This window comes from Pseudarthrobacter sp. (assembly GCF_036675385.1).
Taxonomy (GTDB): Bacteria; Actinomycetota; Actinomycetes; order Actinomycetales; family Micrococcaceae; genus Arthrobacter.
This window is the reverse complement of sequence record NZ_JAKFFD010000170.1, coordinates 1-11711: the sequence shown is the minus strand read 5'-3', so window position 1 is coordinate 11711 and position 11711 is coordinate 1. Positions and strand designations below refer to the sequence as shown.

At 65.4% G+C, this 11711-nt stretch carries 14 protein-coding genes; 9 read left to right on the top strand and 5 right to left on the bottom strand.

The window, feature by feature from the left end; all coding sequences use genetic code 11:
• Window positions 1-159 precede the first annotated feature (159 nt).
• From V6M49_RS15105 to V6M49_RS15095, 3 genes are read left to right on the top strand one after another with little or no spacing between them, the layout of a single operon-like run.
• A complete protein-coding gene (locus tag V6M49_RS15105) occupies window positions 160-771 on the top strand; it encodes a hypothetical protein (protein WP_332761783.1) in 612 nt (203 codons plus the stop codon).
• 4 nt (window positions 772-775) lie between these two features.
• On the top strand, window positions 776-1402 hold the full coding sequence (locus V6M49_RS15100; protein ID WP_332761781.1) for a signal peptidase I: 627 nt from the start codon (window positions 776-778) through the stop codon (window positions 1400-1402).
• Window positions 1399-1905, top strand: a complete 507-nt coding sequence (locus V6M49_RS15095; RefSeq protein WP_332761779.1) for a hypothetical protein — start codon at window positions 1399-1401, stop codon at window positions 1903-1905. Before V6M49_RS15100 ends, V6M49_RS15095 begins: the two co-directional genes overlap by 4 nt.
• Window positions 1906-1971: 66 nt before the next feature.
• Here the strand turns inward: V6M49_RS15095 and V6M49_RS15090 are convergent, their stop codons facing one another.
• Both V6M49_RS15090 and V6M49_RS15085 read right to left on the bottom strand, forming a co-directional pair.
• Entirely contained in the window at window positions 1972-2175 is a 204-nt protein-coding gene (locus V6M49_RS15090; RefSeq protein ID WP_332761777.1) for a hypothetical protein, read from the bottom strand.
• Window positions 2172-2372, bottom strand: a complete 201-nt coding sequence (locus V6M49_RS15085) for a hypothetical protein (RefSeq protein ID WP_332761775.1) — start codon at window positions 2370-2372, stop codon at window positions 2172-2174. The genes V6M49_RS15090 and V6M49_RS15085 overlap by 4 nt, the downstream gene beginning before the upstream one ends.
• Window positions 2373-2546: 174 nt before the next feature.
• Here V6M49_RS15085 and V6M49_RS15080 point away from each other — a divergent pair, with 174 nt between their 5' ends.
• A complete protein-coding gene (locus tag V6M49_RS15080; protein WP_332761773.1) occupies window positions 2547-4019 on the top strand; it encodes an APC family permease in 1473 nt (490 codons plus the stop codon).
• A gap of 4 nt (window positions 4020-4023) precedes the next feature.
• Here V6M49_RS15080 and V6M49_RS15075 read toward each other — a convergent pair whose 3' ends face one another.
• Together V6M49_RS15075 and V6M49_RS15070 are read right to left on the bottom strand one after the other, a co-directional pair.
• Window positions 4024-5469 carry a TrkH family potassium uptake protein gene (locus V6M49_RS15075; protein WP_332761771.1) on the bottom strand — a complete coding sequence of 482 codons (1446 nt, stop codon included), beginning with the start codon at window positions 5467-5469 and terminating at the stop codon, window positions 4024-4026.
• 11 nt (window positions 5470-5480) lie between these two features.
• Window positions 5481-7463, bottom strand: a complete 1983-nt coding sequence (locus V6M49_RS15070) for an amino acid transporter (RefSeq protein WP_332761769.1) — start codon at window positions 7461-7463, stop codon at window positions 5481-5483.
• 210 nt (window positions 7464-7673) lie between these two features.
• On the opposite strand from V6M49_RS15070, the gene V6M49_RS15065 reads away from it, so the two are divergent.
• The 4 genes from V6M49_RS15065 to V6M49_RS15050 are packed head-to-tail and all read left to right on the top strand — an operon-like array spanning window position 7674 to window position 9913.
• On the top strand, window positions 7674-8003 hold the full coding sequence (locus V6M49_RS15065) for a PadR family transcriptional regulator (protein WP_058931552.1): 330 nt from the start codon (window positions 7674-7676) through the stop codon (window positions 8001-8003).
• 1 nt (window position 8004) lies between these two features.
• On the top strand, window positions 8005-8370 hold the full coding sequence (locus V6M49_RS15060) for a DUF1048 domain-containing protein (protein WP_332761767.1): 366 nt from the start codon (window positions 8005-8007) through the stop codon (window positions 8368-8370).
• Entirely contained in the window at window positions 8367-9152 is a 786-nt protein-coding gene (locus V6M49_RS15055; protein ID WP_332761765.1) for an ABC transporter ATP-binding protein, read from the top strand. Before V6M49_RS15060 ends, V6M49_RS15055 begins: the two co-directional genes overlap by 4 nt.
• On the top strand, window positions 9149-9913 hold the full coding sequence (locus V6M49_RS15050; RefSeq protein ID WP_332761763.1) for an ABC transporter permease: 765 nt from the start codon (window positions 9149-9151) through the stop codon (window positions 9911-9913). Before V6M49_RS15055 ends, V6M49_RS15050 begins: the two co-directional genes overlap by 4 nt.
• A gap of 38 nt (window positions 9914-9951) precedes the next feature.
• Here the strand turns inward: V6M49_RS15050 and V6M49_RS15045 are convergent, their stop codons facing one another.
• On the bottom strand, window positions 9952-10860 hold the full coding sequence (locus V6M49_RS15045) for a phosphatase PAP2 family protein (protein ID WP_141141355.1): 909 nt from the start codon (window positions 10858-10860) through the stop codon (window positions 9952-9954).
• A 191-nt stretch (window positions 10861-11051) separates the two neighbouring features.
• On the opposite strand from V6M49_RS15045, the gene V6M49_RS15040 reads away from it, so the two are divergent.
• A partial coding sequence (locus V6M49_RS15040; RefSeq protein WP_332761761.1) for an ABC transporter substrate-binding protein occupies window positions 11052-11711 on the top strand: 660 nt, incomplete at its 3' end.

Genomic DNA, 11711 nt, shown 5'->3' with positions numbered 1-11711 from the left:
CCGCGCGGACGTCAGCGCAACCTACAACTTCAACAATGTCGGTTTCACCCTGACCCAGGTCAACACCGCGGGCGACGGCCTGTCCTAGTCTGAACTAGGCGGCCGGCGGATCAGCCGGCCGCCCATCAGGACACATTAGGATCAGGACCAGGAGGAACAATGCGGATCCCGCGGATGCTGCGCGCCGGTGCACTCATCGCAGCAGCGGTGGTCCTGGGGCTGCTGGCAGTACAGGGCACCTACGCCCTGTGGAACGCCGGCACGTCCACCGCTCCGGGAACAGTAACCTCCGCATCGTTCGACGTCAGCCTCACTGCGAGCCCCTCCGGGCAGGCCACCAACATGAGCCTTCCCGGAGGGACGTCAGCAACCATCAACGTCGGCCAGGTCACCTTACTCGCACCGGGGACACCCGTGTACGCCAGCCTGGTGGTTGGCAACAACTCCAACGCCGGCGGCACATTCAGCACCAGCATCACGGCGGGACAAGCTGCGGTATCGAACGTCGGATCCGGGATCCTGGCGCAGTACGTCACGGTGAGCGCAAAGTTCGCCTCGGCGGTCGCGCAATGCTATTCCCCGGCCGGATACGCGCCGCTGACGGAGGCAGGACTTACCTCCGCGGCCGTCCCCAAGGCGTCCAGCACAGTATTGTGCTTCCAGGTCAGCCTCAGTTCCTCCACCTCCATCCTCCTGAAAGGCCAAGCCGTGAACGTCAGCCTTCCGCTCACCGCCCGCCAGCTTTGCGGGGTGCCAAGTGGCTGCGCCTGAGCTGATGACGGTAAACAGGGCTGTTGAATGGTCGGCACAAGAGGCTCACAGCCGCAGCAACGGCGACGATGGAGCACTACGGCGTCGCCTCACTCTCGCCGCGGTAGGTAAGGTTCTGAACTTTGTGGTTCTGATGGTCGCCGTGTTCGCAGCACTCGTGCTGATCGTGGTTCCCCGGGCCACCGGGTCTCAGACCTACACGGTGCTGACCAACTCCATGGCCCCGGCATTCCCACCGGGAACCTTCCTGGTGATGAGGCCGGTGGACTACGACGAACTCAAGTACGGCGACGTGGTGACCTTCCAGATGTACTCCGGCCGTCCCGACGTCGAAACCCACCGCATAGTGGGCTTCGCGGCAACCCAGGAGGGGGAGAAGACCCTCATCACCAAGGGCGACAACAATGGTGTCAACGATGCCGAGCCCGTGCGTGAACCGCAGGTCAAAGGCAAGCTGTTTTACGCCGTTCCCTACGTTGGCTACGCGGCTAACAGGCTGGGCAATGCCGACCGCAGCCTGTGGGTCACACTGGGCGCGACCGGCCTGATTGGCTACGGCGCGCTGCTGGTGGTCAAAGGAATCCGCGGCCGGGGACGGTCGAAGAAGGCCGACGGCGAGGCATCGGCGTGAAAGCCTTCGCGCGGGTACCGGGAGTTGCGTTGGCGATCGGCGCCTTCGTGCTGACGGTGCTGCTGGGTGTCGGAGGGGTTTCCGCCTCTGCCCTCTGGCAGCAATCGGCCACTGCCACCATGACGGCGACCGCCAACGGCGCCTGGCCCGGACCGGCGATCGCGTCACTCACCTGCACCAACAGCAATTCGGATAAGACCGCCACGCTCCACGTCACGCTCGCGGTGGCTCCGGCAACAATCGCGTACGCGGCCCTGCAGTCCACCGGCACCTATGGGACGAGTTACACCGGGCCATCAATTGTTCTCCCGATAACTCCCGGAGACATTGTCATCATTGCTGGCCCGCCCCAACAGGCGTCGCAGATCATCAAGGACAATCCTGCCGGAGGCTCCTTGACAGTACGCGTCACCGCGACCTACGTGGACCAGACGGCGTCCTCCATGAACATCACCCTGAACCATGTCCTCACTGGCGGCAAGATCATCTGTCCGCTGGCCTGACCGGTCAGACCCAACTGGCTGACAGTTAAAGTCGTGAAACGCGCGAATTGGGACGTTTAATGCGAGCTACATTGGGCGGCGGGAGGCCAGCGGCGCCAGGAGAGCGTCCTGCAGTTCCGGGCTGAGGGTCGGCGGAACATCGACGTCTACGGCCAAGGCGAGGAGCGTGCGGCTGAGGAAGTTCCGTGCAGTCGCCACCAGGGTGATGTCCATGATTTCGCGGTCTGTGAAGCCATGGCTTCGCAGTTCCAAGGTGTCGGCCTCGGTCATGGCCGTCGCTCATAGCGGCGCAGGTCCATCGAAGCCGTGATGACGTGCAGCATGGTTTCGAAGGCCTGCAAGGCTTCGGGGTTGATCGCCATGGCCTTCGTCTGGGAGGTGACGTAACCGAGTGAACGAGTGTCGTCGTCGTAAATTTCCGCCGTCAGTCCCATTGCCTCGGATTCCGGCGTGGTCTTCAGGATCATGGTTCCCCCAGTCGTCGTCGCAACGGTGATCCGCCCATTGTGGCCCGGTGACAAACGCCGGGCAAGGGGGAAAATCCGGCCAGCCGAGCGCCCAGCCTGACCTGTTGCCAAAGTGGCGCGAAAGGATCACCCTAAAGTAGGCCACGTTGATGGATGAGTGTGGAGGTCAGGGCGATGAGCACCACTTCAGATGACCTGTTTCCGGCAAAACCCGAAGCAGAGCCACATGAGCTCAAGCGGGTCCTTGGCCCCAAGCTCCTCCTGCTGTTCATCGTTGGCGACATCCTCGGCGCCGGCGTGTACGCAGTCACTGGAACCATGGCCGGGACGGTGGGCGGCATCGTCTGGCTGCCCTTCCTGCTCGCGTTCGTCGTCGCGACGCTGACCGCGTTTTCCTACCTTGAGCTCGTCACGCAGTACCCGCAGGCGGCAGGGGCGGCGCTCTATACCCATAAGGCGTTCGGCATCCACTTCGTCACCTTCCTCGTGGCATTCGCCGTGGTCTGCTCCGGCATCACCAGCGCCTCCACGTCCGCGAACGTCCTCGCCCAGAACTTCTTCGGCGGCCTGAGGATCAACGGCTGGATGGAGATGCCCGGCCAGGGCGTGATCACCGCCGTGGCCATGGGCTTCATGGTCTTGCTGGCCGCGATCAACCTGCGCGGTGTGGGGGAGAGCGTGAAGTTCAACGTGGTCCTCACGCTGGTGGAAGTAATTGCACTGTCCATCGTGATCGGCGTCGGCTTCTACGTCATGGCGCAGGGCACCGGGAACGTCGGCGAAATCTTCGTCTTCAACGATTACCAGGACAAGGGCCTGTTCCTGGCCGTCACGGCGGCAACCTCCATCGCCTTCTTTGCCATGGTGGGCTTTGAGGACTCGGTGAACATGGTGGAGGAGACCCAGCACCCCGAGAAGATTTTCCCGCGGACCATGCTGACGGGCCTCGGCATCGCCGTGCTCCTCTACATGCTGGTGGCCGTCTCCGTGGTCAGCGTGCTGTCGCCCACCGAGCTGGAGAACATCCGCGAGGCTGAAGGCGCCGCGCTGCTGGAGGTAGTGCACAAGGGCTCGCCGGACTTCCCGATCGACAGGGTCTTCCCGTTCCTCGCCGTGTTCGCCGTTGCCAACACCGCGCTGATCAACATGCTGATGGCGAGCCGGCTGATCTACGGCATGGCACGCCAGAACGTCCTGCCGCCTGCCCTGGGGAAGGTCCTGCCGGGCCGCCGCACCCCGTGGGCCGGCATCCTGTTCTCCACCGTCCTCGCGCTGGGACTGATCTGGTACGTCACCAGCGACCCCAAGAGCAACATCGTGGCCAACCTCTCCGGCACCACGGCGTTCCTGCTGCTGTGCGTCTTCACCGTGGTGAACGTGGCCTGCCTGGTGCTTCGCCGCAAGCGCGACCTCAACCGCAAGGTGTTCTTCACCTCGCCCGGGCAGCTGCCGCTCCTCGCCGCCCTGCTGTGTGCCTTCCTCGCCGGGCCGTGGGTGGGCCGCAACGTCATCCAGTACCAGATCGCCGGCGGTCTGATGGTGATCGGGGTGGTGCTCTGGTTTATCACCTGGCTGATCAACAGGCGGACCAACACGAGTGAAGGCGAGCCGGTAGGGACCCAGAACATCGGCAAGGATGACGCGTAGGCGCCTAGCCGATGATGGGGCGTTCCTCAGGCAGGCTGTAAAGGCGGGGCCGGGAGGACAAGGCGAGAGCGGACGCGACCGTCACTGTGCCGATTCTGCCGAGGAACATGAGGGCCATGAGCACCCATTCCGCCGCCGGCGGGAGGTTGTAGGTGATGCCGGTGCTCATCCCCACCGTGGCGAACGCGGAGATGGATTCGAACAGCACCTTTTCCAGGCTGTAGTCGGTGACCATCAGCAGCGCCAGCGTGCCGGCCACCACCGCTGCCACCCCGAGCAGCGCGACGGACAGGGCCTGGCGCTGGGACGAGGCGCTGATGGAACGGTGGGCAATGGTCACCTCGTCCCGGCCGCGGACTTCGTTCCAGATGGAGAAGCCGAGGACCAGGAACGTCGTGATCTTGATGCCGCCTGCGGTGCCGGCGCTGCCGCCGCCAATGAACATCAGGATGTTGGTGACCATGAGGGCCTCCGGTGATGCCGCGCCGTAGTCGATGCTGTTGAAGCCGGCAGTGCGGGGGAAGACGCCGCCGGCCAGGGAACCCAGCAGCTTCCCGGTCAGGGACAGGCCGCCGAGTGTTTCGTCCCTGTTCCATTCGAACGCGGCGAAAAGCGTGACGCCAAGCACCAGGAGCAGCAGCGTGCCGTAGATGGTCAGTCGGAGGTGGACGCTCCAGTTCCGGGCCTTGACGTTTCCCCGGAGCAGTTGGATGATCACCGGGAATCCGAGGCCGCCCGCGATGATCGCCAGGCAGATGGGGACGATGATCCAAGGATCCTCCGCGAAGCCGATGAGGTTGTCGCTGTAGAGCGCGAACCCGGCGTTGTTGAACGACGAGACGGCGTGGAACACACCGTGCCACAGCGCCGTGCCGGGGTTCTGGTCGTAGGCCAGCCAGAAGCGTCCGGTCAGCACCGCCGCGGTGGCTGCTTCGATGCCCACCATGAGCCGGGCCACGCGGAGCAGCACGGCGCTGACGTCGCCCAGGTTGAGCGTGTGCGTTTCGGACTGCGCCACGAGCTGGCCGCGGAGGCCGATGCTTTTGCGGACCAGCAGGGCCAGGAGCGTCGCCAGCGTCATGATGCCGAAGCCGCCCACCTGGATCAGTCCCAGAATCACGGTCTGCCCGAAAGGGGTCCAGTACGTGGCCGTGTCCACGGTGATCAGCCCGGTAACGCAGACAGCCGACACGGACGTGAACAGGGCGGCCATCAGGGGGTCGGCTCCGGGGTCGCTGCCGGTCCGGGCAACCGGCAGCATCAGCAGGACCGCTCCCAGGATGATGACGGCCAGGAATGCCAGGGGCACCGACCGGACGGGGTGCGAGAGCGCCCGCCGGATGGCGTTCTCCTTGCGGGCCCTGGCCGTTTTCGCGGCCTTGCCTGCTTTGCCCGTCCACCGTGCCGGGCCCGTACCCTTCACACCGGCGGTGTCGCCCCGTGCCGTCATCGGACTGCCCGTCAGCCTACGTGGATGCCGGGGCGGCGGGCGGGATCGGGCTCGTTTTCCCTGATGATCTCGCGGACCACGGGGGCGGTGTCTCCGCGTCCCAGCAACAGGTAACGCATGAGGTGCGCCAGGGGATTGCCTTCTGCCCATTCAAAGTAGGCGTGGGGCCGGACGCCGGTGGCGTCGCGGAGGGCCAGCAGGATGGCGGCGATGGCGTTGGGTGCGGCCGGGCTTTCGGCGCGGAGCACGCGGTGTCCGTCCACTTCGATTCCGTGTACCTCAAGAACGTCGCTGAATCCCGAGGGGTCAGTGACCTCGATTTCAAGGAAGATCACATCGGCGGTGCCAGGCACGGGGTTGTTCTCCCGCTGCTCGGCTTCCTTCGCACGGTATTCTGCGGCGTCGCGGTCCTGCGGGCGGTTCGCGATGAGGTTTATCCGCCCGTCAAAGTCGAGTGTGTCGGTGATGAAGCGGCGGGCTTCGTCGTCGAATTCGATGTTGTGGACCCGGAGTTCGGTGGTGCGGCTGACCCGGGAGACGAGTGAGACCACAATGATGCCCAGGATGAAGAAGCCGGATATTGCAATGCCGTCCGGCTTGGCGATGACGTTGGCCCCCAGCGCATAGAGCAGGATCAGGGTCAGGATGGTGAAGCCGACGGCGGCGCGCCGCCTCTTGTTGCGGGCGGCGGAGATGCTGACCGCAACGGCGCCGGAGACCATCATGGCCAGGATGCCGGTGGCGTATGCGCCGGCCTGGGCGTTGACGTCGGCGTTGAAGCCGATGGTGATCAGGATGCTGATGGCGGTGTACACCAGCACCACCGGGCGCACGGCCCGGGACCAGTCCGGGGCCATGCCGTAGGACGGCAGGTAGCGGGGAACGATGTTGATCAGCCCTGCCATGGCGGAGGCGCCGGCGAACCACAGGATCAGGATGCTGCTGACATCGTAGACGGAGCCGAAGCCGTTGCCGAGCAGCTCGTGGGCCAGGTACGCCAGGGCGCGGCCGTTGGCCTCGCCGCCTGCCTGGAAGGCCTCGGCGGGGATCAGCACCGTCGTCACGAAACTGCTGCCCAGGAGGTACACGCTCATGATCAGGGCGGCGGTGGTGAGGAGTTTTCGGGTGTTGCGGACGCGGGCGGCCAGGCGTTCCTCGGCGGTGGCGCCGTCGGCCGCTACCAGTGGCATCATGCTGACGCCGGTCTCGAAACCGGACAGGCCCAGGACCAGCAGCGGGAAGGCAAGCAGGGCGGGTCCGGCGATATCGCCGAAGCCGGTCCCGGAGGAGGTGAGCGCCGCGGTCCAGTCAGCCATGGCACCCGGCTGGGTGACGGCGTCGTACAGTCCCACCCCGATGATGACGGCGTTCAGCACAAGGAAGATGGCGACGAGGGGAATGGCGACGGCCACCGCTTCGGAGAAGCCGAGCAGGAACACCCCTCCCAGAATGAGCAGGAGCACCACGGTGATGACAACCGCCTGGCCTTCGAGGAAGTGCGGCAGGTAGGGGTTTTCGAGCATGTGGACGGTGGCGTCGGCGGCGGAGAGGGTGATGGTGATGATCCAGGACGTGGCGACGAAGCCGAGCAGGATCAGCACAAAGATCTTGCCGCGCCAGAACGGCAGGAGCTTTTCCAGCATGGCCACCGATCCCTGTCCGTGCGGGCTTTCCTGCGCCACCCGTCGGTACATCGGCAGCATGCCCAGCAGGGTCAGGCCGACGATCAGCAGGGTGGCCAGCGGGGAGAGCGCCCCGGCGGCAAGGGCGGCGATGCCGGGCAGGTAGGAGAGGGTGGAAAAGTAGTCCACCCCGGTGAGGCACATGACCTTCCACCAGCTCTGCGTGGGGGCGTGGTCCTCAGCAGTTTCCGGGCCCACCGGCTGGTGGACGGTGTGTTCGAGCAGCCACCGGGTGAGCCGGTTTCCGGGTCCCCCGTCGCGTTCCGGGTTGGGAACGCTGGCGGGAATGGAGAAGCGGGTGGGTGCAGTCAACGGGTTACCTTCTGTACCCCGCGCAGGCGGGATTGGGGTGAATAACCAACGGAGCGTAGCACCGGGCCAAGGGCCCTTTGCGGGAAAACCCGGGATCTTAACGCATCCTTAACGCCTGCCTGCGCTGGTTTTTTGGGGGCTTGCGCTTCCACTACTTAGCGCTACTATGTACTAGTAGCTAGTAATACTGAGTAGTGGAGGAGGTGTCCGATGGGCAAGCAGATGACGGAGATGCTCAAAGGCACACTGGAGGGCATCGTTCTTGCCCTCCTGACCGGGAACCCGGCGTACGGGTACGAAATCACCACGCTGCTCCGGGCGCAGGGGTTCCCCGACATCGCTGAGGGCACCGTGTACGCGCTGCTCGTCAGGATCGAGCAGAAGGGCCTGGTGGACGTCGAGAAGCGGCCGTCCGAGAAGGGCCCGCCCCGCAAGGTGTACACGCTCAACGCCCAGGGCACGAAGGAACTGGACGAATTCTGGAACACATGGAGCTTCCTGTCCGAACGGCTTGAAGAGCTCCGCAAGGGAGGAAAGTGATATGGCAGCGAAATGGATCGAGCTGGTGACCGGCTCGCTCGAGCAGAAGAAGCAGTACAAGCAGGCCAAGGCGCGGCTGGATGCCCTGCCTGAGCCCTACCTCACCGTGGCGAAGGCCTTCAACCGGTACTTCATGTACTACGGCGGGGTCACCGAGGGGGACACGATGGTGCAGATGCTCTCGGACCTCGCGGACCTGTGGGAACGCGCCGCCATCGATGGCACGCCCGTGGGCGAGATTGTGGGCGAAGATCCCATCGAATTCGCCGAGAGCTTCGCCCAGGCATACGGCGGAAAGCGGTGGATCGACAAGGAGCGGGCCCGCCTCAACGAGGCGGTCGACAAGGCGAAGGAGGCGGAATCATGACCGCGGCAGCAATCCGGGTGCAGGGCATGGAGAAGTCGTTCAAGGACCTGCACGTGCTGCGCGGCGTGGACTTCGAGGTGGCGGCGGGCAGCATCTTCGCCCTCCTCGGCTCCAACGGGGCCGGGAAGACCACGCTCGTGCGCATCCTCTCGACGCTGCTGAAGGCCGACGCCGGAACCGCGACGGTGCACGGCTTCGACGTCGCCGCCAACCCCGGCGATGTGCGCGAGGCGATCAGCCTGACCGGGCAGTTCGCCGCCGTTGACGAAGTGCTCACGGGCCGGGAGAACCTCGTGCTGGTCGCGAAGCTCCGGCACCTGAAGAACCCGGGGGCGATCGCGGACGAGTTGCTCGGGCGCTTCTCGCTCACCGAGGCCGGCGGCCGCAAGGCAGCCGAATACTCGGGCGGCATGCGCCGCCGGCTCGACATCGCGATGAGCCTGATCGGCGAGCCGAAGGTGATCTTCCTCGACGAGCCGACTACCGGGCTCGACCCGCAGGCGCGCATCGACGTGTGGCAGACCGTGAAGAATCTCGCCCAGAACGGCACGACAGTGCTGCTCACCACCCAATACCTCGACGAGGCCGAGCACCTCGCCGACCGCATCGCGATCCTGCACAAGGGCACGATCATCCAGAACGGCACGCTCGACGAGCTCAAGCGGCTGTTGCCGCCGGCCGAGATCGAGTACGTCGAGAAGCAGCCCTCACTCGAAGACGTCTTCCTGGCGCTCGTCGGTGAAACGGCTGAAGAGCAGGAAGAGAAGGAGGCATCCCGATGAGCACCCACGTCCTCAGCGATACCGGCGTCCTCACCGGCCGCTCGCTGCGCCACATCCTGCGCAGCCCGGACACGATCATCACCACCGCGGTCACGCCGATCGCGCTGATGCTGCTGTTCGTGTATGTGCTTGGCGGCGCGATCAATACCGGATCCGACGAGTCGTACGTCAACTACATGCTCCCCGGCATCCTGCTGATCACGATTGCCTCCGGCATCGCCTACACCGCCTACCGCCTGTTCCTCGACATGCAGGGCGGCATCTTCGAGCGCTTCCAGTCCATGCCGATCGCGCGGTCGAGCGTGCTCTGGGCGCACGTGCTCACCTCGCTGGTGGCCAACCTCGTCTCGGTCGCGGTGGTCGTCGGCGTGGCCCTCCTCATGGGGTTCCGCACCGGCGCATCCGTGGGCGCCTGGCTTGCAGTCGCCGGCATCCTGGTCCTGTTCACGCTCGCCCTGACCTGGCTGGCCGTGATCGCGGGGCTCTCCGCGAAGACCGTCGACGGCGCCAGCGCGTTCAGCTACCCGCTGATCTTCCTGCCGTTCATCAGTTCGGCGTTCGTTCCGACGGCGACAATGCCGGGCCCGGTGGCCTGGTTCGCCGAGAACCAGCCGGTGACCTCGATCGTGAACTCTATCCGCGCGCTGTTCGCGCAGCAGCCGGTTGGGAACGACATCTGGATCGCACTGGCCTGGTGCGTCGGCATCCTCGTCCTCGCCTACGTGTTCGCCATGGCCGCCTACCGGCGCAAGATCACCTAAGGCGACCGCGGCGCCGGCATCCGACGGCGGCGGTTGGCTCAGCGGGTTGGTGCGTCCCGCCGTCGTGCGGCATATGCGAACAGTGACGTGGTGGCCACGGTGGCCAGGTACCCGGCGATCACGATGAGCGAGATCCCGGCCCAGAAGTAGTTGGTGGTGCTGTCATCCTGGAGCGGCCCCGCGGCGATCTTGGCCAGCGAATACACGGCCACCCCCGCGGAAGCCAGCCCGATCACCACCGGCAGCGTGAGCCAGATCTTTGCCGAGCCCACGTGCTTGTCGAAGCCGTCCCACACGTTCCACGCCGCGCCGTTCCGGACGATCAGCCAGCCGGCGGGGATCATAAACGCGCCCACCAGGAGGAAAGCTGCGACGACGTCGGCCGGGCGGTGCCACTGGTTGATCAGGGTGGAAACCCCGGATGCGATGGCGAAAGTGCCGCCCACAAAACCGGCCAGCGGACGCCACCGCGGCGAGGCCATCAGGAACACCGCCGCCGCAGCCGACGCGGCCAGAGTGGTGTGACCGGACGGCAGCGAGTTCAGCTCCAGCGTCACCACACCCTTGTCCGGGCGGGCGGGCAGCACTTCCTTCAGGACCTGCGTGGCGATATTCGCGCCGATGCACGCGGTGACTGCGATCCCGGCAGCCGACCACCGCCGTCGGATCACCGTGACAAACAGAACCACGACGGCGGCCACCACCAGCGAGATGGTGGGCAGCCAGTCCAGGAATTCGGTGGCTGCCTTGCCCGCCGGCCCGTGGATGTCCATGGCTTCAACCAGCGCGGATTCATCGATGAACTGGCCCGTTGTGGTCTGGACGAAGTAGTAGTACGTGGCGATCAGGCCGACAACGCAGGCGAGCCAGGCGAACGCGAACATAAAGCCGGAGCCCGGGGAGGGGCGTGCCGGGGTCCGCGGTGGAGCCTGGCGTGGAATGGTCATCAGTTAAGGGTGTCACAGAAAACTGGGAGCACGCGCCCGGTTGTTTCGGGGCCATGGCTGACCGGATTGCGTAAGTTTTGGACGTGCGCCGAGGGCCGGACCGCGACCGCGCCAACCGCCAGAATGTGGCACTTGACACGTGTTAGGTCGGCGCCCTAAGCTACCTCACGCGTGTTAGGAAGGAAATTGATATGACCGGTGCCACGACTGGCCGCCTGCGTGAATTCTCGCGCCGGACCGCCCTGGGTGCCCTGGGAGCAGGAATTGTGGGAGCGACGGTGGCATCGTGGCCCCGGCTCTCCGGATCCGACATTCCCGGGCGCGGCGACAACAGCCTCAGCATTGCCATCATGGGAACCGCCGCCGATGCCGCCGCGCGCCAGCGCGCCATCGACGCGTTCACCCGCCTCCACCCGGACATCCGGGTCAAGGTCCAGGCCATCCAGGCCGTGGACTGGAAAGACTTCTTCACTAAGATCCTCACCATGGTGGCCGCCGGCACACCGCCCGACGTCGTCTACGTTGCCACCGAAGGCGCGCAGCTCTTCGCGGACAAACTGGCCCACCCGCTGGACGAATACCTGCGCCGCGACGCCGCGGACATGGCCGAGTTCTTCGCCGACGTCCACCCCAGCCTGGTGGAGGCCTTTATGTACAAGGGCAGCCTGTTCCAACTCCCCATGGACTGGAACGCCGCCAACATGTACTACAACACCACCGCCTTCGCGCAGGCAGGGCTTGAACGCCCGGCGGACGACTGGACCCACGTGGACTTCCGCAACAGCCTCGCCGCCATGCGCAAGGCCCGGCCCACGGACTTCACCCCCTACTACTGGACCAACCGGCTCTTC

Coding starts and splice junctions, on each gene's coding strand:
- V6M49_RS15055 (WP_332761765.1), top strand. CDS start 8,367: ATGACCGCGGCAGCAATCCGGGTGCAGGGCATGGAGAAGTCGTTCAAG.
- V6M49_RS15080 (WP_332761773.1), top strand. CDS start 2,547: ATGAGCACCACTTCAGATGACCTGTTTCCGGCAAAACCCGAAGCAGAG.
- V6M49_RS15090 (WP_332761777.1), bottom strand. CDS start 2,175: ATGACCGAGGCCGACACCTTGGAACTGCGAAGCCATGGCTTCACAGAC.
- V6M49_RS15085 (WP_332761775.1), bottom strand. CDS start 2,372: ATGATCCTGAAGACCACGCCGGAATCCGAGGCAATGGGACTGACGGCG.
- V6M49_RS15060 (WP_332761767.1), top strand. CDS start 8,005: ATGGCAGCGAAATGGATCGAGCTGGTGACCGGCTCGCTCGAGCAGAAG.
- V6M49_RS15105 (WP_332761783.1), top strand. CDS start 160: ATGCGGATCCCGCGGATGCTGCGCGCCGGTGCACTCATCGCAGCAGCG.
- V6M49_RS15075 (WP_332761771.1), bottom strand. CDS start 5,469: ATGACGGCACGGGGCGACACCGCCGGTGTGAAGGGTACGGGCCCGGCA.
- V6M49_RS15050 (WP_332761763.1), top strand. CDS start 9,149: ATGAGCACCCACGTCCTCAGCGATACCGGCGTCCTCACCGGCCGCTCG.
- V6M49_RS15100 (WP_332761781.1), top strand. CDS start 776: ATGACGGTAAACAGGGCTGTTGAATGGTCGGCACAAGAGGCTCACAGC.
- V6M49_RS15065 (WP_058931552.1), top strand. CDS start 7,674: ATGGGCAAGCAGATGACGGAGATGCTCAAAGGCACACTGGAGGGCATC.
- V6M49_RS15045 (WP_141141355.1), bottom strand. CDS start 10,860: ATGACCATTCCACGCCAGGCTCCACCGCGGACCCCGGCACGCCCCTCC.